Origin of the sequence: Desulfococcus sp. (assembly GCF_050178255.1) — a bacterium.
Lineage (GTDB): Bacteria > Desulfobacterota > Desulfobacteria > Desulfobacterales > Desulfococcaceae > Desulfococcus > Desulfococcus multivorans.
In genome coordinates, this window is the sequence record NZ_JBFXGG010000004.1 from 58711 (window position 1) to 81454 (window position 22744).

The 22744-nt window shown below is 52.7% G+C and carries 15 protein-coding genes; 11 read left to right on the forward strand and 4 right to left on the reverse strand.

The window, feature by feature from the left end:
- Positions 1-18 precede the first annotated feature (18 nt).
- A complete protein-coding gene (locus AB7S84_RS02085; RefSeq protein WP_428152817.1) occupies positions 19-807 on the forward strand; it encodes an inositol monophosphatase family protein in 789 nt (262 codons plus the stop codon).
- Between the two features lie 325 nt (positions 808-1132).
- On the opposite strand, the gene dnaA is transcribed toward AB7S84_RS02085, so the two are convergent.
- Positions 1133-2482: a chromosomal replication initiator protein DnaA gene (gene dnaA / locus AB7S84_RS02090; RefSeq protein ID WP_020877035.1), complete on the reverse strand. Its 1350-nt coding sequence runs from the start codon at positions 2480-2482 to the stop codon at positions 1133-1135.
- A 543-nt stretch (positions 2483-3025) separates the two neighbouring features.
- Here dnaA and uvrA point away from each other — a divergent pair.
- The 3 genes from uvrA (at position 3026) to AB7S84_RS02105 (ending at position 8592) form a co-directional block, all read left to right on the forward strand.
- Positions 3026-5887: an excinuclease ABC subunit UvrA gene (uvrA, locus tag AB7S84_RS02095; protein ID WP_428152818.1), complete on the forward strand. Its 2862-nt coding sequence runs from the start codon at positions 3026-3028 to the stop codon at positions 5885-5887.
- Positions 5888-5952: 65 nt separating this feature from the next.
- On the forward strand, positions 5953-7260 hold the full coding sequence (locus AB7S84_RS02100) for a phenylacetate--CoA ligase family protein (RefSeq protein ID WP_020877037.1): 1308 nt from the start codon (positions 5953-5955) through the stop codon (positions 7258-7260).
- Between the two features lie 36 nt (positions 7261-7296).
- Complete coding sequence (locus AB7S84_RS02105) at positions 7297-8592, forward strand: aminopeptidase P N-terminal domain-containing protein (protein WP_428152819.1); 1296 nt, start codon at positions 7297-7299, stop codon at positions 8590-8592.
- Positions 8593-8622: 30 nt separating this feature from the next.
- Here AB7S84_RS02105 and AB7S84_RS02110 read toward each other — a convergent pair whose 3' ends face one another.
- Positions 8623-9096, reverse strand: coding sequence for a hypothetical protein (locus tag AB7S84_RS02110; RefSeq protein WP_428152820.1), 474 nt, complete (start codon positions 9094-9096; stop codon positions 8623-8625).
- Between the two features lie 183 nt (positions 9097-9279).
- Here AB7S84_RS02110 and AB7S84_RS02115 point away from each other — a divergent pair, with 183 nt between their 5' ends.
- The 7 genes from AB7S84_RS02115 (at position 9280) to AB7S84_RS02145 (ending at position 20360) form a co-directional block, all read left to right on the forward strand.
- Positions 9280-10608: an aminotransferase class I/II-fold pyridoxal phosphate-dependent enzyme gene (locus tag AB7S84_RS02115; RefSeq protein ID WP_020877040.1), complete on the forward strand. Its 1329-nt coding sequence runs from the start codon at positions 9280-9282 to the stop codon at positions 10606-10608.
- A 41-nt stretch (positions 10609-10649) separates the two neighbouring features.
- Positions 10650-12464 carry a chloride channel protein gene (locus AB7S84_RS02120; RefSeq protein WP_428152821.1) on the forward strand — a complete coding sequence of 605 codons (1815 nt, stop codon included), beginning with the start codon at positions 10650-10652 and terminating at the stop codon, positions 12462-12464.
- The gene (locus AB7S84_RS02125; RefSeq protein ID WP_020877042.1) at positions 12461-13120 is read left to right on the forward strand and encodes a lactate utilization protein; all 660 of its coding nucleotides are present in this window, start codon (positions 12461-12463) and stop codon (positions 13118-13120) included. Before AB7S84_RS02120 ends, AB7S84_RS02125 begins: the two co-directional genes overlap by 4 nt.
- A 490-nt stretch (positions 13121-13610) precedes the next feature.
- A complete protein-coding gene (locus AB7S84_RS02130) occupies positions 13611-15515 on the forward strand; it encodes a propionyl-CoA synthetase (RefSeq protein WP_020877043.1) in 1905 nt (634 codons plus the stop codon).
- Positions 15516-16131: 616 nt separating this feature from the next.
- Positions 16132-18039: a propionyl-CoA synthetase gene (locus AB7S84_RS02135; protein WP_020877044.1), complete on the forward strand. Its 1908-nt coding sequence runs from the start codon at positions 16132-16134 to the stop codon at positions 18037-18039.
- A 380-nt stretch (positions 18040-18419) separates the two neighbouring features.
- Entirely contained in the window at positions 18420-19334 is a 915-nt protein-coding gene (locus tag AB7S84_RS02140) for an HpcH/HpaI aldolase/citrate lyase family protein (protein ID WP_020877045.1), read from the forward strand.
- A 324-nt stretch (positions 19335-19658) separates the two neighbouring features.
- The gene (locus tag AB7S84_RS02145; protein WP_020877046.1) at positions 19659-20360 is read left to right on the forward strand and encodes a cytochrome c3 family protein; all 702 of its coding nucleotides are present in this window, start codon (positions 19659-19661) and stop codon (positions 20358-20360) included.
- A gap of 121 nt (positions 20361-20481) precedes the next feature.
- On the opposite strand, the gene AB7S84_RS02150 is transcribed toward AB7S84_RS02145, so the two are convergent.
- Entirely contained in the window at positions 20482-21321 is an 840-nt protein-coding gene (locus AB7S84_RS02150; RefSeq protein ID WP_020877047.1) for an aminotransferase class IV, read from the reverse strand.
- A 285-nt stretch (positions 21322-21606) separates the two neighbouring features.
- Positions 21607-22704, reverse strand: a complete 1098-nt coding sequence (locus AB7S84_RS02155) for a hypothetical protein (RefSeq protein ID WP_020877048.1) — start codon at positions 22702-22704, stop codon at positions 21607-21609.
- Positions 22705-22744: the final 40 nt, after the last annotated feature.

The window sequence follows — 22744 nt, forward strand, 5'->3', positions numbered from 1 at the left end:
TATATATTTTAATTTCTTATGGACCTCGAAAATATTAAAAGAGTCGGTGTTGCTGCAGCCCTAGCGGGCGGAGCCGTCCTTCGGTCCTACCTCGGAAATCTCTCTGCCATTGAAAAAAAAGGAGCCATCGATCTCGTAACAGAGGCGGATATCGGCTCCGAAAAAACAATCATTCAGACTATCCGACAGCATTTCCCGGATCATGCCATCCTGGCGGAAGAAAGCGGGACGGACCCTGGTATGCCTGAATACCGATGGATTATCGATCCCCTGGATGGTACAACCAATTTCGCTCACCAATTGCCTATTTTTGCGGTTTCCATCGCCTTTTCCTACCGGGATGAGATTAGCGTGGGGATCGTCGTGAACCCGATATCGGGCGAACTGTTTACGGCTGTCCGAGGGCAGGGTGCCTTGTTGAACGGGCGGCCCATACACGTGTCGGATAGTCTATCTGTTTCGGAGAGTCTCCTGGTAACAGGATTTCCGTACAATTTTGGTGACATTCTGGAATCCGTTGTCGAACGTTTCAGATCCTGCCTGACGGCTTCACGAGGTGTCAGGCGTCTGGGGGCTGCAGCTCTGGATCTCTGTTTTGTTGCCTGCGGCCGCTTCGACGGTTTTTGGGAAGAAAATCTGAAACCGTGGGATACCGCCGCCGGGATGCTGATCGTGACGGAAGCGGGCGGACGGGTAACCGATTTCAAAGGGGGGAAATACGGTGTTGGCGACCGGGAAATTCTGGCCACCAACGGATGCATTCACCGTGAACTGATGTCACTATTGGAGTTAAAGGAAAAACTATGAAGCAGAGTGGTAAAAAGGTTTCGTTAAATGATCATCTGGGGTGTTTCGGTGAATTCAATCTGGGAGATCCGATTTGCAGGAAGATGTGTTCCCTGAACATTCGTTGTGCCATCGAACGAGAACAGAATGATCAACTGGAGTTGCTGGAGGATCTGATATCGACTGATATGATGTATATCAAGATCCAATAATTTCATTTGGTCAAGTCCTTGAAGCCGGCCATCGGGCCGGCACCGACATTTCGCTTGATATTTTCCTGACCCTTCCGTTCATTTCCCACAGCGTTTGTCATCCCCTGTTTACTTTACACGGTAGGCTTTTGCTCCTAATGGGATTCAATACGCTCGCAAAGGAATTCCAGTTGCTTTTTCAAAGAGCCGTCTGAACGGATGCCTTTCTCGACGGCGGCAATAGAGTGAAGGGCTGTTCCGTGGTATCGGTTGAAGCTTTTTCCGATGGCCTGAAGCGGTTGATCGGTATATTTTCTCGCAAGGTAGATGGCTACCTGGCGGGGCCGGACGATGGCCCGCTTTCTCGATGGTGAGACAATTTCCTCTACAGAGATCTTGAACTGTCTGCACACCAGTTTTTTGATATAGTCTACAGTAATAGCTTGTTTTCTTTGGGTAATGTTTCTAACCACGCTCTCTGCAAGCCTCAGATCGATGGGCTCTCCAAGAAGGGATGCCTTGGCGGTTACGCCGATAAGGCCGCTTTCGAGCTGGCGAACGTTTTCAGATAACTCTCCGGCAAGATACTCTGTGACCGACGACGGCAACATGCACCCATGCTCCACCATCTTTCTTTTGAGAATCTTGATCCGAGTCTGAAAATCAGGGATCTCGATGTGGGATATAAGGCTCCGTGCCAGGCGAGATTTGAGTTGTTCGCTCATGTTTGGAATTTCGGCAGGCAGGTGACAACTGGTAAAGATGATTTTTTTGTCTGCATCGATAAGATAGTCAAGCGCCTGAGCAAGCTCCATCTGGGTTCGCTCTTTTCCGGTCAGAAAATGGACATCCTCCAGGAGCAGCACGTCACACTGATTACGGTATTTAAGCTTGAACTGCTCAATGGCATCGTTGCGGAAGGCCCGGATCATCTCATTGGTGAAATCCTCGGCTGTGATGTAATAAACGTTCTCCGTTGGAAAGTGTGATAGAATATGGTGCCCGATGGCCTGGGACAGGTGACTTTTACCCAGGCCCGTCTGAGACATGAGGAACAGGGAGTTGTGGTTGATGCCTTGCCTTGACGCCAAAGAAAGTGCTGCTGAATAGGCAAAATTGCTGTTGCTGCCAACAACGAAACGGTCGAACGTAAAATTTTTCCGGAGGAGCCGCCCGCTGGAAGGGGGCGGCGGCATCGACGGCAACTCCAGTTGGGGCTCGATCCTCAGTTCATTGGCATCGGATCTTCGCCGGACTGAATTCTGTCGGGAAGCAATTTCGATGCTGATGGAGCAGTTTTTGCCCGTGTCTTTCTTGAAGAGGGCTTCGATCATGGCGCCATAGTGATCCATGACACGCTTTTTGGCAAAAAAATTCGGACAGGAGAGCACGATCGTGTTTCCGTCGGCTTTGACGAATTCGACGGGTTCGATCCACATTCTAAAGCTGTGGGCGGGAATCTCCTTTTTGACGACAGCCTTAACGTTTTTCCAGATATCTTCCATTGGACAATACGCTTCCTTATTGCTTACGCAACCGATTTAAACCCTTAAACTATTCGTTGTATTCGTCGTGGATGTACGTTTAGGCTAATTATGGCCCAAATACCGGAGGATGGTCTGATGTATCAAACAACATGGATTCCTCTAATATGCGATTTGTCCAAGAGCGTCAAATCGGATGAATCGGGCTGTATCAACATTTCAGGGTACGGAAAATTTATTTGGTAATAGTCTGAATAAATTGGTTATATGTGTTTTTCAGTTTGCAACTCTCCATAAATACACCCTTTTTCACCGTCCGATTTATCTTCAAGTATTTTAAGGGCATCGGCGAGGAATTTTTGAAAAAAGCCATATCGCCATCAACTCACAATTTTAATATATCTTTTGTTTTCATTGAATATCATCGTTTTATGAGCGAACAACCGCATTTCGATCTGGAATAATTCGTTTGAAAAAGCATGACAGGCGGGCTAAAATATTTTTTAAAAGGACGTCAACGGCTGCCTCCTCATCATCGCAAATCATTGAACAACGGACCTTCTTATGACATCGGATAAAATCATCATTCAGGGGGCAAGGCATCATAATCTTAAAAACATCGATGTGGAAATCCCGCGACACAAATTGGTGGTGGTGACCGGTCTGTCCGGCTCGGGAAAGTCCACGCTGGCCTTCGATACCCTATATGCAGAGGGACAACGCCGGTTTGTGGAGTCCCTGTCGGCATATGCCCGACAGTTTCTGGAGCGTATGGATAAACCGGAGGTGGATCTGATAGACGGTCTTTCCCCCGCCATCGCCATTCAGCAAAAGGCCCCAGGCCATAACCCTCGATCGACCGTGGGAACCATCACCGAAATCCATGATTATCTCAGGTTGCTCTTTGCGAGGATCGGACGGAGTTACTGTCACCGATGCGGGCGCCCTGTTTCGGCCCAATCTATAGACCAGATTGTCGACCAGGTGACGGCTTTTCCGGAACAGACGCGGATTCTTATCCTCGCGCCGCTGGTGTCTAATCAGAAAGGGCGTCACGAAAAACGCCTGAGGCAACTTCAAAAGCAGGGCTTTTCCAAGGTCCGAATCGACGGTGAAGTCATGGATATCGAGGCGTCGGATGGGTTGGACCAGCATCAGAGGCATACCATCGATGTCGTTGTCGATCGCCTGGTGATCAAACCGGGCATCAGCAATCGGCTGGCCGACTCCCTGGAACTGGCCATGGCCCAATCCGATGGTCGGGTGGCTGTCGATATCATGGGCGGCGAGACCATCCTCTTCAGCGAGCATGCGGCCTGTACCTATTGCAACATCAGCCTTCCGGAGCTCTCTCCCGCCAGTTTTTCCTTCAATTCCCCACAGGGCGCCTGCGCTAAATGCGACGGTCTGGGGGTGGCCAGTGAACTGGATCCTGAGTTGATCGTTCCCAACCCCGATCTTAATCTGCGGGAAGGCGCGGTGAAGGTATGGGCCCATCGAAGTTCGGTACAATTCATGGATTTTCTGGAGGCGCTGACGAGATACTACGGCGTCGATATCTACACGCCTTACAAAGATCTTCCGGAATCCTTTAAAACGGTATTGATGCATGGGTCCGGCGACGTGGAGATCCCTTTTTTTTTCGAGCGGAAAAATCGGCGGGTCGTTTACCGAAAACGCTTTGAAGGGATTATTCCCAAACTGGCCCGCCGATACATCGAAACCGATTCTCAGCAGTCAAGAGATGAGATTGAACAGTACATGAACGTCCGGCCTTGCGAAGCCTGCCGAGGAGACCGGTTGAACCCTGCTTCGTTGGCCGTCAGGGTCGGTGGCCGGAACATCGCTGAAGTAACGCGTTTTACCATCAGCCAGGCGCATGATTATTTTGCGGCCCTGGCCGGTGAACTCACGGAGAAAGATGCGGTCATTGCACAGAACATTTTGAAGGAAATTACGGACCGGCTTGGGTTTCTGAATAATATCGGGCTGGGCTATCTGACCCTGGAGCGACCGGCAAGCAGTTTGTCGGGCGGGGAATCTCAGCGCATCCGTCTGGCCACCCAGATCGGATCCAAGCTTACGGGGGTTCTCTATGTGTTGGACGAGCCCAGTATCGGACTTCATCAACGGGACAACCGGCGGCTTCTTGCCACCCTTCTTCAAATGCGGGATTTGGGAAATACGGTGTTGGTGGTGGAACATGACGAGGAGATGATCCGAGCTGCCGATCATGTGGTGGATATGGGGCCGGGAGCCGGCGTCTGGGGCGGCGAGGTGGTCTTTTCGGGTCACCCCGACCGTTTGGTGGAGGCGGAGACTTCCCTGACGGGTCAATATCTGGCCGGGAAAAAGTGTATCGAGGTGCCGACGGCTCGTCGAGCCGGCGATGGACGGCAAATTATCGTGAAAGGGGCCAGAGCCCGCAATCTCAAAAATATCGACGCGATCTTTCCCCTGGGATGCTTGATTTGTGTAACGGGCGTTTCCGGATCCGGCAAATCGACCCTGGTTCTGGAGACCCTCCACAGGATTCTCGTTCAGAGGCTCCATCGAAACCGCATTCGTGCAGGGGCCTGTGACGCAGTCTCCGGGACTGAATACGTCGACAGGGTGATTCATATCGACCAGTCGCCCATCGGCCGAACGCCCCGTTCCAATCCAGGAACCTATACCGGGGTCTTCACCCACATCCGTGAGGTATTTGCCGAGACGCCCGAGGCCCGGATGCGAGGGTATAAAGCCGGTCGGTTCAGTTTCAACGTCAAGGGCGGTCGGTGCGAGTCCTGTCAGGGGGACGGCATCATCAAGATCGAGATGCATTTTTTGCCGGATGTTTACGTGGTCTGTGACGTCTGCCGGGGAAAGCGGTATAACCGAGAGACTCTCGAGGTCCGCTACAAGGGTAAGACCATCTCCGAAATCCTCAACATGACCATTGATCAGGCTTTGGAATTTTTCGAAAGAATTCCGGCCATTCGTAACAAGCTTCAGACCCTTTCAGCGGTGGGGCTTGGGTATCTTCAGATCGGGCAACAGGCCACCACCCTGTCCGGTGGGGAGGCCCAGCGGGTGAAACTGGCAAAGGAACTCAGTCGCCGGGCGACAGGGAACACCGTTTATTTTCTGGATGAACCCACTACGGGTCTTCATATGGACGATATCCGCAAGCTGCTTGACGTTCTGAATCGACTGGTGGACATGGGGAATACGGTGATTGTCATCGAGCACCATTTGGACGTCATCAAAACCGCCGACTATATCATTGATCTGGGACCCGAAGGCGGGGACGCCGGCGGCCGGATCGTTGCTTGCGGAACACCGGAGGCCGTGGCGACGGCGGACGCTTCCCATACCGGACGATTTCTGAAGAAGATGATCCAGAGAGGGCTTTGTGGGGGCAAGTCCCATCCGGAACCCCCTTGACCTTTTCCGCCGTCGATGCCATAGAACAACGACATTTTTTTAGACCCCTCGAAACGGGAGACATCATGCCGAGACAACGCTTTATGCCCAAATTCAATACTGAAGCGGAGCTTCTGAATCACCAGCTCTCGGGTTTGAAATGGACCGTGGCCCATGCCTACAGCGGATCACCAGTCTATCGGGCCAAACTGGCTGCTGCAGGAGTGGCACCGCAGGACATTCAATCGCTTACGGATATTCGAAAACTGCCGTTTACCGATGCGGAGGATCTCAAGGACGGCTATCCTTTCCCCCTGCGCGCCGTGCCCTTCGAAAAAATCGTCCGGATTCACTCGAGCAGCGGCACCACCGGTCGGCGCAAAAACCTTTGCTATACCCAAAAGGATATAGACGACTGGGTCCATTTTTTTGCCAGAGCTTACGAGATGGCCGGGGTTACCCCTGAAGACCGGGTTCAGATCGCCGTCGGTTACGGCGTATGGACCGCCGGTGTGGGATTTCAACTGGCCTGCGAAAAGCTGGGCGCCATGGCGTTGCCTGTAGGGCCCGGTAATGTGGATCTCCAGTGCCAGTTCCTGGTGGACATGCAGAGTACCGTACTTTGCTGCACGGCTTCCATGGGGCTTTTGATGGCTGAGGAGGCGAAGCGTCGGGGTCTCGCTCGGAAGATTAATCTCAAGAAGGTGATCTATGGTTCCGAACGATCGTCGGTTTCCATGCGCAAGAAGATTTCCGAACTTTTCAACGGTGCCGAGCTTTTCGACATCACCGGATTGACGGAGCTCTATGGGCCGGGGACGGGCATTGAGTGCCCGGATCACGACTGCATTCACTACTGGGCGGATTATTACATCCTGGAGATCGTCGATCCCCACACCCTGACACCCGTTCCCGACGGCGAATGGGGGGAGATGGTGGTGACGACTCTCTGCAAAGAGGCCGTCCCCCTGATCCGATATCGAACCCACGATATCACCCGAATCATTCCCGGGCCGTGTACGTGTGGATCGATAATGCCGCGGCACTCACGCATCTCGGGCAGAACGGACGACATGTTTATCTTCCGGGCGGTCAACATCTACCCTTCTACTATTGACGCCATCATTTCAGATGTTTCAGGACTGGGGTCCGAATACCAAATCCATCTGTCCCGGGACGCCTCCGAGCGCGGGGTGATGCATCTCATCGTGGAACGGGCGGACGGCGTTCACGACCGCCGTTCCGAGGATCTTGCCGTCGAAGTGCAGCAGCGAATTAGGAAAAAGGTTCTGGTGACGCCGTCGGTGGAAATTGTCGCGTATGGGACGCTTCCTCGATCGGAACGCAAGAGCTGCAGGGTTTTTGACACCCGGATTCAGGATCCCATTGTGTAGGGAACGTCAGTGACAGGAAAACGAGACATGCGATATATGCCCATTGACAGCGATCTTTTTGTTCAAAATCGAGTCGCTTTTGCAAAGGCGTTGAAACCGAGGTCCGTTGCGGTGTTCAATTCAAATGACGTACCGCCCAAAAGTGCCGACGGCGTTCGACGATTTGTCCAGCATACCGATATCTTTTACCTGTCCGGCATCGACCAGGAGGCGTCTACCCTGGTGATCTGTCCGGATGCGTCCGAAGAAAAACATCGGGAGATTCTTTTTATCCGGGAAACCAATGAACGGATCGCTCTTTGGGAGGGGCCGAAGCACACACAGGAAGAGGCTCGTGAGATTTCGGGTATCCGGACGGTTTACTGGGCATCCCAGTTTGAGTCGGTATTCCGCGACCTCGTGCTGTCGTCGGACCGTATCTATCTCAACACCAACGAGCATCTTCGGGCCGATGTGTCGGTGGAAACCCGGGACGACCGGTTTCTGAAATGGTGTAAGGCGGTCTATCCCCTTCACCGCTATGAACGGTCCGCACCCATTATGCATCGACTGCGAGCGGTGAAGTCACCCATTGAGAGAGCGCTGATCCAAAAGGCTTGCGATATTACGGGGGCGGCGTTCAGACGGGTGATGGGATTTATCCGGCCGGGTGTGTGGGAGTTCGAGATAGAGGCGGAAATCTATCATGAATTCATGAAAAACCGGTCTCGGGGCCCGGCTTATGAACCCATCGTCGCGTCGGGCAAAAATGCCTGCATCCTGCATTACGTCAGAAACGACCGATTGTGTAAGGCCGGTGATTTGGTGCTGATGGATTTTGGGGCTGAATATGCCAACTACGCCGCAGACCTCACCCGTACAGTTCCGGTTAACGGACGCTTTACCCCAAGACAGCGAGCCGTATATGACGCGGTGCTTCGGGTTCAACGCTCGGCGATTCGGATGCTGACGCCCGGCAACACACTGAAGGCTTATCACAAGGCCGTCGGAGGTCTCATGGAGCAGGAGTTGATCGGCCTCGGTCTCCTCGATGACGCCGATGTCAAAGGCCAGGATGAAAATGCCCCCCTTTACCGTACCTATTTCATGCACGGGACCTCCCATCATCTCGGATTGGACGTCCATGACTACGGGGATGCTTCCCGTGTCTTTGAACCGGGCATGGTGTTGACCTGCGAGCCCGGCATTTATATCCGGGAGGAAGGCATCGGCGTTCGTACTGAAAACGACATTCTTATCACCGATGATGGGCCGGTCGACTTGATGAGCGATATACCTGTAGAAGCGGATGAGATTGAGTCGCTTATGGCCGACGGCATGAGGGGAAACTGAAATTTTAATTGACAAAAATTTCGGGATGATTTATCGTATCAAATTACGAAAGAAAAGTCTGAAATTAAACACTTCGGGTTTTTCTTGAAGTCCAAGTACATAAGGAGAAATTAAGAGATGATCTGCACCACTGTAAGAAAAGGGTATGACTGCCCTTTCATGACTGCAAAGGGATGTTCCTACAACGGCGGCGCCTGCGTAGAAGCTGTTGAAGCATGCAAGGGATGTTCCCGTATTATTGAGCTCGAGACCGGTTGGTACTGCAGCGCTTTTCCGGAACCGGCGCTGAAGTGGAAAAACGGTATCTGTAACATGGCGACACATGTCAAGGCTGGAGAAATGTCCGCTCAGGCAAAGATAAACCCGTTGAAGGCCTCCAAACGCGCGCGTCGCGGGAAATAAGATATCGATTTCATATCGCCCTCCATGCCCCGCCCGTAGCAAGGGCGGGGCTTTTATACCTGCCGATTCCTTTTTATTCTTGATATTTTTCTCTTTAACCATTAAACAAAATCTTTCCGGCCCCTAATGGTTTTCGGTCCCACTCTTTCCGATATTCCACAGACTACTTCACCAGATAGTCCTGTCGCGGATGAGATGAAGAAACGCTCAACGGAGATGAGAAGTGCCGAACGAAACTCATGAAGTGACGTAGTAGCTATCCTTGATTATGGAGGAACAGGTGAGATGAGCGTCAATCCCATCGCACAAGAATTGAATGCAACCATCAAACACGGCAACTCCAACCTGATGGAGATGTTGTCCAAAACCGGACGCCGGCTCTTTTTCCCCAAGGGTATTCTGACCCAGAGCGCCGAAGCCAGGGAGAAAGCCGATCAGCGTTTCAACGCCACCATCGGCATTGCCACCGAACACCTCGACACCATGTACCTGCCTTCGGTCATGGACTATCTCAACCACGAGAAGATCAAGGCTCGGGAATCTCTGACCTACGCGCCCTCCTTTGGCCTGCCTGAGTTACGTCAACGCTGGAAAGAGGCGATGTACGAAAAGAATCCCTCGCTGGCGGGGAAGACCATCAGTCTGCCCGTGGTGACCAACGGTATCACCCACGGAATCAGCATTTTCGCTGATATGTTTCTCGATCCGGACGATGTCGTCATCTTTCCCGACAAGATGTGGGGCAACAACCATCTTGTCATGGCTGTGAGGCGGGACGCCGTTATCTGCAACTATCCCATGTTTGGTGACGGCGGCGGATTCAATCTCAAGGGATTTGAAGCGCGTGTTCGAGAAGAAGCCGAAAACAACTATAAGGTTGTGGTTTTTCTTAATTTCCCCAATAATCCGACAGGGTATACCATCAATGCGACGGAGGCGGACGCTATCGTCGATATCCTCACCGATATCGCCGAGGGGGGCACCAATATCATCGCCGTTACCGACGACGCCTATTTTGGTCTTCGCTACGAGGAAGAACCCATCAAGGAGTCACTGTTCGCGAGACTCTCCGAAAAGCACGCCCGTCTGCTGGCGGTAAAACTTGACGGCGCCACCAAGGAAATGTTTGTCTGGGGCCTTCGGATCGGATTCATCACTTATGGTACAAAGGTGATGAAGGGGGCGGCGGAGCCGTTTTACGAGGCGTTGGAAAAAAAGACTGCCGGGTGTGTCCGCGGATCGATCTCCAGTGCCAGCCACATTGGACAGCGATTGGTCCTGAAGGCCATGTCTTCTCCCCGGTTCCGGGAGGAACGGGATGCCAAAGTCGAAATTTTAAAGCGGCGGGCCAACCGGGTCAAGCAACTTCTTGCTGGGAGCCGATACAATGATGCCTGGGATGTTTATCCATTCAACTCGGGATATTTCATGTGTATCCGCCTCAAGACCGTCGAAGCCGAGGCGCTCCGCCGCCACTTGCTCGACCGGTATCAGGTCGGGACCATCGCTACCGGGAAGCATGACCTGAGAATCGCCTTCTCTTCCGTGGATGAAGAAAACATCGAAGCCTTGTTCGACGCTATTTATCGGGCGGCCAAGGATCTGGCCGGCTAGAAAAACGGCGCTGCCGAGTTCTCGGCAACCGGACACCTGACATGGGATTTTCAAGGATAAACCAACATTCCGGCAAACTCGCCCATGCCGGTAAGTGGACGCTTTATTTCATGGTGATCGGCATCATCGCCGGCTTGGGCGCTGTCGTTTTCCACTATCTCTGCCATATAGGCGTTCATTATTTCATGGATATGGTCGCCGGTTATCGCCCGCCCCAACCCGCCGGGGAGCATCCTCTATTTTCGCCCACAGAACGTTCCTTCAACCGGTGGCTGCTCCTTTTCCTCCCCGCTTTCGGCGGACTTTTGAGCGGTTGGCTGGTCTATACCTTTGCTCCCGAAGCCGAAGGTCACGGAACCGATGCGGCCATCGACGCTTACCACAACAAAGGCGGGTTTATCCGGAGCCGTGTTCCCGTGATCAAAACCGTCGCCTCGGCCATTACCCTGACCACCGGAGGATCCGGCGGCCGCGAAGGCCCAATCGCCCAGATCGGTGCGGGTTTCGGGTCGTTTCTGGCAACCACTCTGAAGCTCTCGGACCGTGAACGGCGAATCATGATGGCTGCGGGCATCGGGGCTGGCGTCGGCAGCATTTTCAGAGCCCCCCTGGCCGGTGCACTCTTCGCTGCGGAGGTTCTCTACAAGGATCCGGAATTCGAGTCGGATGTCATTATTCCAGCAGGCATATCTTCAGTGGTGGCCTACTGCCTTTTCTGTCTCGTTTTTGGCTGGGGATCTCTGTTCGACGCGCCCGATTTTCAATTCCGGAACCCCCTTGAGATCGGCCCCTATGTGGTGTTGGCGCTGGTCCTTGCGGCCACGGGCATTTTTTACATCAAATCCTTTTACGGCATTACGAAGCTGTTCAAGCGAATCCGGATTCCCAACCACCTGAAGCCCTGTATTGGAGGGCTTTGCACCGGTTGTATCGGATTTTATTTTCCCTACACACTGGCTTTCGGCTACGGTTATGTGCAGGAGACGTTGAACACGGTTGGCGCCATCCACGAGACAGGGATCTGGTTTCTGCTGACTCTGGCCGTGGGCAAGATAATGACCACATCCTTTTCCATCGGGTCGGGTGGAAGCGGCGGCGTTTTTGGCCCTTCGGTCGTGGTGGGGGGCGCCATGGGCGGGGTTGTAGGCAAAATCTTTCATGACGTCATGCCCACCATCGTCACCGAACCCGGTGCTTATGTGATTGTCGGGATGGCCGGCTTTTTTACCGCCGTTTCCAACGCACCCATTTCAACCATCATTTTTGTGAGCGAAATGACCAATTCCTACCACCTGTTGATGCCCAGCCTCCTGGTATGCTCGGTGGCGTATCTTGCCTGCAGGCGGTGGACGATATACGAGAAACAGGTCAAGAGCAGGATCGAATCGCCCGCCCACCAGGGTGAGTTTTTCGTTGATATTTTGCAGCAATTTCGTGTCAAGGATTTGATGTCGAGGGTCCGGAAGGTGAATATGATTCCCCAGGACATGAGCTTCAGGGAGTTCAAACGCTATTTCTCTGAAACTAAACAGCATTATTTTCCTGTCATGGATGAGAACAAGCGGTTGATCGGCATTTTTTCGAGCACCGACATTCGGAGCGTACTCTTCTCGGAGGGGCTTGAGCACCTGATTCTGATGAAGGATCTGGCCACGGCGGACGTCATCGTGACGTATCCTTCGGACGACCTGAATTCCGTCCTCCAGAAATTTACCGTAAAGAACATCGACAGTCTTCCGGTGGTGAGTGATGATGATCACGGCATCATCGTTGGCATGATCAACCGGCGCGAGGTGATCGCGTTTTACAACGAAAATATCAATACCATGAAAGAGAACAGGGGAACGGAAAAGTGAGCGATGGATCGACAGCGGAAAGCCGATACCGGAAATGGCTCAATGAAAAGATCGGTGAGCGGTGCATTCACAATCTCAAAAAAAACGGGTTTGACGCCTACTGGACAGTTTCGACAATGGCAGCCCGACAGCTGGCTCTGGACCTGACGGCAGGATTTCAAACCTTCGGGTTTGGCGGGTCGGCCACCATCCGGGCGCTGGACCTGCCCAGGGCCATTGCGGCGTTGGGAAAAACCGTTTATGACCATTGGGACCCGCCAAAGCACATGACCGATCGCGAAATCCGCCTCAAGCAGGGGCGTTGCGATTGCTTTTTCTGTAGTGCCAACGCGATCTCGGTTACCGGGGAAATCGTCAACGTTGACGGGGTGGGAAACCGAACCAATGCAATGACCTTCGGGTGTCCAAAGGTCGTGATCATTGCCGGTGTCAACAAAGTGACCCCAACCCTTGACGCCGCGCTGGCAAGGATTCGCGATGTTGCAGCCCCCATGCGGGCGAGGAGCCTGGATAAGCCGACCCCTTGTGCCGAAACCGGGCGATGCACCGACTGCCGTTCACCCCAACGAATTTGCCGTATCACAACCATCCTTCACCGGAAACCCATGATGACCGATGTGACGGTTATCCTTGTCGATGAATCTCTGGGGTTCTGACGGCAAGCGGCTCCATCCGAAAAATATCGAACCTGTCAATCCAGCGATCCATTGCAGAGGGGTATAGCGCCCTTACCGGATTCTGCCATTTCCCTACCAAATATTTTTGTCGGTCAAATATATTACTCAACTTCCACTTTCATGAGCCGTATGCTCCCGGCACCTCTATCCGATCACCATCATGAAAGTCGAAAGTTGAGTTATTAGAATTCCAGTTGATTGTCGTCGTATCGCAACAGCGTCTTCGATACCTTTTTATGTTCATGCACTATATGACATTCATTTTATTAAGCTTGACACATAGAATAATTTTCTATTATAGATTGTTTCTAATTAAATCCAACCGAATCGAGTTGAGATGTGTCCGTACCGAAAGTTCATTCGCGTTGCGGTCGCACGCGTTGGAGATGTCGAGAAGGTCTGCGCAAAAAGAGGTGTTTCTGTTCAGAGGTTCCAAAGACGTAACCGTTCAAGATGAGGAGTGGAGAATATGACCAATTTATACGATGAGGCCTACCAGAAATCATTGAAGGATCCTGAAGGGTTTTGGGGGAAAGCCGCGGAAGACTGTCATTGGTACAAGAAATGGGACAAGGTCCTGGACGACTCCAATAAACCGTTCTACCGATGGTTCGTCGGCGGAGAAATCAATACCTGTTACAATGCACTCGATTTTCATGTCGACAACGGACGGGGGGATCAGCCCGCACTGATCTATGACAGTCCCGTGACGAACACCATCAAGAAATACACCTATCGCCAACTCCGGGACGAGGTAGCGAAGTTTGCGGGTGTTCTGGCGGGGCAGGGCGTTATAAAAGGGGACCGCGTCATTATCTACATGCCGATGATTCCCGAAGCGGCCATTGCCATGCTGGCTTGTGCCCGCATCGGTGCCGTTCATTCCGTGGTGTTCGGGGGCTTTGCATCCAAAGAACTCGCCACCCGAATCCAGGACGCCAAGCCCAAAGTCATGGTATCGGCCTCATGCGGCATCGAAGTTCAGCGGGTTATCAAGTATAAACCCCTTCTGGACGAGGCCATCAACATCTCCAGCCACAAGCCGGAGAAATGTATCATATTCCAACGTCCGATGGAAACCGCTTCCCTGATCGAGGGACGGGACCTGGACTGGAACGCGGCGATGGCGGATGCCAAGCCGGTGGACTGCATTCCCTTAGCCGCTACGGATCCTTTGTACATTCTTTATACTTCGGGAACCACCGGACAGCCCAAAGGCGTGGTGCGGGACAATGGGGGCCATGTGGTCGCCCTGAAGTGGACCATGAAAAACATTTATGATGTGGATGCGGGTGATGTTTACTGGGCCGCCTCGGACGTCGGATGGGTTGTAGGTCATTCCTACATCGTTTACGGCCCTCTGTTCAAGGGATGCACGACCATCCTGTTCGAGGGGAAACCGGTTGGTACGCCGGATGCGGGCGTCTTCTGGAGGGTTATCTCGGAGCACGGCGTCAAGTCCCTTTTTACCGCACCGACGGCGTTTCGGGCTATCAAGCGGGATGACCCCAAAGGAGAATTGATCAAAAAATATGATCTTTCCAATTTTAAGATCCTCTTTTTGGCGGGCGAGCGCTCGGATCCGGATACCATAAAGTGGTCCGAGGACAATCTCAAGGTTCCGGTCATCGACCACTGGTGGCAAACTGAAACCGGTTGGGCCATTTGCGCAAATTGCATGGGGCTGCATCGATTTCCCGTAAAATACGGCTCGCCGACGAAGGCGGTGCCGGGCTGGAATGTTCAGGTCGTCGACCCGGATTGCAAGCAGATCGGTCCGGGAGAAATCGGGGCACTGGTCGTCAAACTGCCCTTGCCGCCTGGCGCACTTCCAACATTATATCAGAATGATGCGCGTTACAAGGAGTCTTACCTGGATGAATTTCCGGGGTATTACAAAACTGCCGATGCCGGGTATATCGACGAAGAGGGCTATGTCTACGTCATGTCCCGAACCGACGATATCATCAACGTCGCGGGTCATCGCCTTTCCACCGGGGCCATGGAGGAGGTCCTATCCGACCATCCGGATGTGGCGGAGTGTGCGGTTCTGGGCGTGGAAGACAAGCTCAAGGGGCAGGTGCCGGTGGGATTTCTGGTCCTGAAGGCAGGCGTGTCAAAATCCCATGACGACATCGTCAAGGAGGTGGTTCAGATGGTGCGGGATCGCATCGGACCCGTGGCTGCCTTCAAAACTGCAACCGTGGTCAAGCGATTACCCAAAACCCGTTCCGGCAAAATTTTAAGGGGCACCATTCAGAAGATAGCCGACAACCAGGAATACAAAGTCCCTGCGACGATTGATGATCCGTCGATTCTCGCTGAGATGGAAGAGGCTTTGAAATCCATCGGTCTCGCCGGTGCGCGAAAATAACGAATCGGGCGGTTTCTTTTGCGGCGCGGTGTCGATCATGGCAGTAAAATGAACTTGCATTCCCTTACACGACAATAATTCCATCATGGATGCCGGAGAAATAGTTTTTCTCCGGCATCTCGATTTTAGAGCATCCTTCCTTTGCAATCCCACCCTGCCGATCCTATCGGCAGAAGAATTTCCTATCCCGACATCACTTCTTTCAGGGGGAATGCGGCTGCGGCCGATTCTTCCCGAACGTCCCAAGACGTTCAGAATGGCGCCTGCAAAGGGGTTATCATAACTGAACGCTCAAATCGTTCTATGAACATCATTCAAAAAAATAATTTGACAAATAATACGGTTTCTAGTTAAATTGTGACCCATAATAATGATTGAGCGTTCGTTCAGAATAAAGCCCAACACAGGGAGAGATGTGATCGGTATATCGATTTTCGGCGAATAACAGCAGTGAGAAAATCGTTATTTTTTGATGTTTAATTAAAGACTGAGCGCTCGTTTTTTTTTAGCTGCACAAATTGCCGGCGCGGAAGTTCCGCGAATTTCAAACAGTATCGTTCCGGTGAGTGACAGCAAAAACAGCAGTTCATGCAATTCAGCAAAGGGAGACTGAGGTATGACCAATCTGTACGATGAAGCGTATCGACAATCGATTCAAGATCCTGAGACGTTTTGGGGTAACGCGGCAGAGGACATTCATTGGTACAAAAAATACGAAAAGGTGTTGGATGACTCCAAAAAGCCTATGTATCGGTGGTTTGCGGGCGGAGAACTGAACACCTGCTATAATGCTTTGGATGTTCACATCGACAGGGGTCGAGGAGACAGGGTAGCGCTCATTTACGACAGTCCGGTCACCCAGACTATAAAAAAGTATACCTACAGGGACCTGAGAGACGAGGTGGCCAAATTCGCCGGTGTTTTGGTTGAGCAGGGAGTGGTTAAGGGCGATCGCGTCGTCATCTACATGCCCATGATCCCTGAAGCGGCTGTCGCCATGCTGGCCTGCGCCCGTATCGGTGCGATTCATTCCGTGGTCTTTGGAGGATTTGCAGCCAAGGAACTCGCCACGCGCATCAACGATGCGACCCCCAAGGTCATCGTGTCGGCTTCTTGCGGCATCGAGGTCACTCGCGTCATAAAATACAAGCCGCTTCTGGACGAAGCCATCTCACTTTCCGCCGTGAAACCCGAAAAGTGCATCATTTTTCAGCGTCCCCAGGAAATCGCTGCCTTGACACCGGGTCGCGATATCGACTGGGCTGCCGCTATGACCAATGCCCAGCCCGTCGACTGTGTCCCCGTGGCCGCGACAGATCCCCTTTACATCCTTTACACCTCCGGCACTACGGGTCAGCCCAAAGGTGTCGTTCGAGACAACGGTGGGCATGCGGTTGCCTTGAAATGGACCATGAAGGCGATTTACGATATCGATGAAGACGACGTCTGGTGGGCGGCATCGGATGTCGGCTGGGTCGTCGGTCACTCCTACATCGTTTATGCGCCGCTGTTCAAGGGGTGTACATCGGTTTTTTTTGAGGGAAAACCCGTCGGTACTCCGGATGCCGGGGTTTTCTGGCGGGTCATTTCGCAGCATCGGGTCAAATGCATGTTCACCGCACCCACCGCCTATCGTGCCATCAAGCGGGAGGATCCCAAAGGACTTCTCGTGAAAGACTACGACATGTCCTCCTTCAAGATTCTTTTCCTGGCTGGAGAGCGATCCGATCCGGATACCATTCAATGGTCTGAAAAAAATTTGAACGTACCGGTCATCGACCACTGGTGGCAAACGGAAACGGGTTGGGCCATTGCTGCAAACTGCATGGGATTGCACCATTTTCCGGTAAAATATGGATCGCCGACCAAAGGGGTTCCGGGTTGGGACGTCCAGGCCCTCGACGAGTCCTGCAACCAGATGGCTCCAGGGGAGATCGGCGCATTGTCGGTCAAACTGCCGTTGCCTCCGGGCACGCTTACGACGCTTTGGCAGAACGATAGGCGCTTCGTCGAGTCTTATATGGAAGAGTATCCCGGGTATTACAAGACCGCTGATGCGGGGTATATCGATGATGAGGGATATGTGTATGTCATGTCCCGAACGGACGATATCATCAATGTCGCGGGGCATCGCCTTTCAACAGGCGCCATGGAAGAGGTCCTGGCCGATCATCCGGAGGTTGCCGAATGCGCAGTCCTGGGGGTGGCGGACAACCTGAAGGGACAGATTCCCATCGGCTTTCTGGTGCTGAATGCCGGTGTCGAAAGGAGCCATGACGAGATTATCCGGGAGGTTGTTCAGATGGTTCGGGAACGCATCGGGCCCGTGGCGGCGTTCAAAAAAGCGACAGTGGTCAAGCGTCTTCCCAAGACACGCTCCGGAAAAATTTTGAGGGGGACCATCCAGAAAATCGCGGATAACCAGGATTACAACGTCCCGGCGACCATCGACGATCCCACAACCCTGGGGGAGATGGCCGAAGCGCTCTCCAAAATTGGTCTTGCGAAAGCGCGTCAAGCGTAAAATTTTCCGGGCGACATGGCAGTGAACGGGCCGCAGGAAGCCGCTCCGGCAAGCCCGTTCAACATCAGAAGGTCGGCACAAAATCACGGTGTGCCGACCTTTTTTGTCGATCGCTCCCGTTCTTGACAGATATCTGCATGTTATTTATTAACTTCGTGTGCCGCGCCATCCTGATCGTTCTGGACTCACCGCCTATCCGCCGGATTTACAGTCTCATCGGAGACGCAAAAGGCCCTTGACAGGTATCGCGGCATTGATATGGAAAATGCCGAATCGGCAAAGGTTGAGGCAGATGTGTTGCTCACGATCCTGTTTCCGCCGTTACAATCGTTTATACCCGACCGTCTCGTTACTGAAGCGTTGGGAGAGAGGAGCCATCTATGAAACCAAGGCGTTCCGTTTTGTCTGTTCCGGGCCATGTGGAAAAAATGCATCTGAAAGCCGGTCAAAGCAATGCCGATGTGGTTATGCTCGACCTGGAGGACAGTGTTCCCCTGGACCAGAAGGAAATCGCTCGATCCCAGGTGATTCGTTCGCTTCGGACAAACGATTGGAAAGAGAAAGTGGTGACGGTTCGCATCAACGGCCTCGATACGCCATATGGGTACCGGGACCTTTTGTCGGTGCTGGAGGACGCCGGCAATCGGGTGGATGCCGTGGTCGTTCCCAAGGTGAACACGGCGGGCGACATTCACTTTGTGGATCGGATGATGACGGGCATCGAAATGGCCGGGATGCTTTCCCGACCTATCGCGATCGAGGCTTCCATAGAGACGGCACAAGGATTGCAGAACGTTCGGGAGATCGCTGCCGCCAGTGAGCGAACGATTAGTCTGGTGTTCGGTATTGCCGACTATTCCGCTTCCGTAGGTGCCAGATTGGTATCGATATCCGGGCACGGCGAAAAGGAGGCGGAAATTTATCCGGGACATCGGTGGCATTTCGCTTTGAGTCGGATCATCATGACCGCCAAGGCTAACGGTCTCATGGTCATCGATGCACCTTATGGAAATTTCAAGGATCCTGACGGTCTCGCGCGTTCGGCCGCCATGGCCTGTGCTATTGGATGCAACGGTAAATGGGCAATTCATCCGGGGCAGGTTGAAGAAATCAACCGCGTATTTACGCCTTCCCTGGAGGATATTCAACTTGCTGTGAAGGTTTTGGATGCTATTGCCGACGCTTCCTCTCATGGACGGGGCGCCGTGGCTGTCGAAGGCCGAATGGTAGACCAGGCAACGGCTCGGCTTGCAGGTCAGCTTTATGAACAAGCCAAGTATTTAAAATTACTGTAGTCAATTTCCGTGATTCGAAATGAAGCTTTCGCTTCTGTGATGGGGAGCGGGTACCCTCAATTAACGGAAGTGCTTTCTTCCGGTGTCGTCCCGGACCTCGGCTACAGGGTATGACGCCCTTTTCCACCATGTTTTTCGCTCCTGTAAAGGCCCTGCTGCGGCGTGATAAAGTTTTTGACAAACAAGGGGTTTTATAATAGATATACGTCTTCAAACAAGCAGAAGTTTTGCCCCTAGATGGTATGGAATAATTTTATAACCAAAGGATGGCGGTCGAGACGGAAGCCCGGGCAGAGGCCGCACGAAAAAGGAGGAGGCTTTTAGATGGATAGGAAGACGTTGGCGCTAATATTGACCGAGGTTGTTTTGGTTGTTGCCCTGGTTGTGGTGGTTGCGATGGATTTTAATTCAAAACCCCAGGCCGAAATTGCGACGGCTCCTGTTGCCGAGGAAGCAACGACAGCCGATGCGGATGAGGGGAAAACCGAGGAATCGGTTGCCGAAACCGTGGTGGCAAAAGCCGAGGAGGCTGCTGAAGCGGCGCCCGCTGAAAAGGCCGAAGCAAAAGAAGAAAAGCCGGCCGAGGAAGCGGCCGGCGAGGAGAAGGCGGCCGAGAAGGTTGCAGCCCCGGCCCCGGCTGCCGGAGGCGCGGTCGCCGATGTCATCCCCTTGGAAAATCCCGCATATGCCAAGCACACCAAGGGCATTGTCCAGTTTACCCACAAGAAACACTACACAGACTACAAGATTGGCTGTGGGGAATGTCATCATGATGAGAATGCCGAGCCGCTGAACGACCTGAAGGAAGGTGATGCAGTCCAAGGATGTATCGAATGTCATCCCAAGGCCAGCAAAGCCCCGATCCCCAAAAAAGGTGAGCCGAAACTGTCGGATTCCGAAAAAATGGAGTACCATGCCGAGGCCCTCCATGCCAATTGCATCGACTGCCACAAAGAGCACAATAAAAAGAACAACACCAAGGCGGCACCGACGAGCTGCACCACGTGCCATCCCAAAACGAAATAAGCATTTTCTTGCCTTGCAAAAGCTGCTCTCAGGCGGACACGCCTGGGAGCAGGCCTATCCTATGATCCTTTCCACCCCATGGGTCATCACTGCTTTTTAATTCGCCGCAGGTCCTGATTTCCTATTTTTGAGACTGTTTCCTGGCCGAGATGTAGCGTGCCACTTCGGTTGCAAATTCATGAATGATCTTTTTAATGATGGGTTTTCGGGCCGAATCGAAAGTCATGTCGTTGATGGCTGCGACCGGAAGCACATCGACGGTCGTACCGGTGATAAAGGCGCCTTCGAGATCATGAAGCTCGGTTTGGTTGATGCACTTCTCGACCACGGTAATTTCGCTGGTCCGACAGATGGCCATTACCTTCTGGCGGGTCACCCCCAGCAGGACGCGACCACCCGGTGGTGTCAGGAGGTGTTGTCCTTTCAGGAAAAATAAATTGGATCGGCTTCCTTCGGTAATGTCGCCGCCGTCGTCCAGAAGGAGCGCCTCATAGGCGAACGCCTCCCTGAGAGCGGTGCGGACCCGATCCCTGAAGGAATCCTTGATGGTCTTGACGTTGGGCGTCTCCCTTTCCCCGGGGAAGAGGATGGTTCGGATCCCCTTCCTGTAAGCCTCTTCGCCCGGATGTTCGGTTCGGATAAAATAGATGAGGAGGCGGTGCTTTTCCATTTCGCGGGTCAGAACGATTTTGACGTTGACCTGTCCGCAATCGTTGGCGCGGATCAATCGGATGATATCCGACAGGATTTCCGTTTCGGAGAGCGCGACATTGACCCTGGAGAGATGAATGGATTGCTTCAAACGGGCCATATGTTCTTCAAAAAATATGGGAACTCCGTCGATGATCTTGATGACTTCATACAGAGATTCCCCGGTCAGGTGATGGAAAGCCTCAATGGCTGACGTCGACATTAAGGTATGATCGACGATATGGTAATCACAGATGGCTTCGCGTTTCATCTATTTCTTTCCATAGGTTGTGTTTTTATCATCAGTCTGTATTCAATAAAGCTCAATGAGGGATGATATCCCGGATATGTCCATGTGGCCTGCAAAAGTGTACCGCACTTATGCCACTCATGGAGACCCTGAGGCGCCATGTGGCGTGTGTTTTTCAAGACGAATGCTGTCGCATTTTTCACGAATGAAAGATTTCGGCAAGTCGGCGTACGTCACGACACAATCCAAGGAGGAGGGAACCCGGGCTTTCGAGAGCGTTTCTGAGAGGCGTTTTAGTCCGGATGATCAGCCTTTCGGCGGAGGAGCCGATTTTTTCGCCGATGTCAGTCGGCGAAGGAGGTAAAAAATCAGTGTCAGAACCGTGGCCAGAACAACCCAAAACATGAGCATCGGGCCGGTCTGCTGGATCACCGTGAGGTCCCTGATGGTGAAGTAAGGGTTGAGGTAGGCGGTCCTTACAAGATCCCGAATGAGGATCATGTCGGCGATCAGCAGTGTGACGCTTACCGCAGCAGCCCGAACATTGACGGTGATGCCGTAGTAGACAGTCTGGATGACGAGGCCTATACCGAAGATAAAGACGGCCGTATGCAGGAGGCTGCTGCCCATAAAAAGATTGAGGATTTCTTCCGGCAGGCTCATTTGAAACCAGAATCCCACCAGAATCTGTGCCAGGGTTGCCCCGGTGAACCATCCCATGCCCAGGCGGATGTTTTGGTCTACCGTCGATGGGCCGTCTTCGGTCCGGCCGGTTTTTTTCTTGAACGTCCAGACGATGGCGATAAACAACCCGCCAATGGCGATGGACGCGATCATGAAATGCAGGTAGCGAGGAAAAAGTGTCCTATCCTTTAGATTCAGTAGAAAGCCGTCGGGACGGTCGAAGTAGCTGGGCCATGAGGCTGGATTGAGCATCAAGGTCATATTATTGGATAGCGTGAACCCGATGATCAGGAGCATCAATACCGCGGAACCAAGGAAAAAACGCCGGAATCCGGTCGAGAGGATATCAAATCTCATTTTGTGGTAGTAGATGTTGGTGTAGGCGAGAATGAGCAGACCGACGGCCAGGATCCAGAAAACCGCCATGAGGGTTGAGCTGACATAAATGAATTGGCCGTAAAGGAGCTGTATGACAAGAAGGGGGGCTACCCCCATGTTAACGGCAAGAGCCACAATGACGGGGAGCTTTCGTGCGACATCTTTCTGAAGGGGAAGAGCGTCTCTCTTTTTCAAGCCCGATATCAGAGCGATCACACCGGTACCGACCATCATGTTCACCAACAGAATATGGATCATAAAAAAAATGTCCAGCAGCACCCGAAACATCATACCCGGGGCGGGAATTGGGTCGGGGGTTGGAATGAGCTCGAATGGGTTCATGTGGCAACTCCTGAACGTTGATGCCTTGAATGTGTCGGTT

Excerpts from the sequence above, each read along its gene's own strand:
- AB7S84_RS02105 (WP_428152819.1), top strand. The coding sequence starts at position 7,297 with ATGCCCATTGACAGCGATCTTTTTGTTCAAAATCGAGTCGCTTTTGCA.
- AB7S84_RS02100 (WP_020877037.1), top strand. The coding sequence starts at position 5,953 with ATGCCGAGACAACGCTTTATGCCCAAATTCAATACTGAAGCGGAGCTT.
- AB7S84_RS02085 (WP_428152817.1), top strand. The coding sequence starts at position 19 with ATGGACCTCGAAAATATTAAAAGAGTCGGTGTTGCTGCAGCCCTAGCG.
- AB7S84_RS02155 (WP_020877048.1), bottom strand. The coding sequence starts at position 22,704 with ATGAACCCATTCGAGCTCATTCCAACCCCCGACCCAATTCCCGCCCCG.
- AB7S84_RS02145 (WP_020877046.1), top strand. The coding sequence starts at position 19,659 with ATGGATAGGAAGACGTTGGCGCTAATATTGACCGAGGTTGTTTTGGTT.
- AB7S84_RS02130 (WP_020877043.1), top strand. The coding sequence starts at position 13,611 with ATGACCAATTTATACGATGAGGCCTACCAGAAATCATTGAAGGATCCT.
- AB7S84_RS02135 (WP_020877044.1), top strand. The coding sequence starts at position 16,132 with ATGACCAATCTGTACGATGAAGCGTATCGACAATCGATTCAAGATCCT.
- uvrA (WP_428152818.1), top strand. The coding sequence starts at position 3,026 with ATGACATCGGATAAAATCATCATTCAGGGGGCAAGGCATCATAATCTT.
- AB7S84_RS02120 (WP_428152821.1), top strand. The coding sequence starts at position 10,650 with ATGGGATTTTCAAGGATAAACCAACATTCCGGCAAACTCGCCCATGCC.
- AB7S84_RS02140 (WP_020877045.1), top strand. The coding sequence starts at position 18,420 with ATGAAACCAAGGCGTTCCGTTTTGTCTGTTCCGGGCCATGTGGAAAAA.
- AB7S84_RS02150 (WP_020877047.1), bottom strand. The coding sequence starts at position 21,321 with ATGAAACGCGAAGCCATCTGTGATTACCATATCGTCGATCATACCTTA.
- AB7S84_RS02110 (WP_428152820.1), bottom strand. The coding sequence starts at position 9,096 with ATGGTTAAAGAGAAAAATATCAAGAATAAAAAGGAATCGGCAGGTATA.
- AB7S84_RS02115 (WP_020877040.1), top strand. The coding sequence starts at position 9,280 with ATGAGCGTCAATCCCATCGCACAAGAATTGAATGCAACCATCAAACAC.
- dnaA (WP_020877035.1), bottom strand. The coding sequence starts at position 2,482 with ATGGAAGATATCTGGAAAAACGTTAAGGCTGTCGTCAAAAAGGAGATT.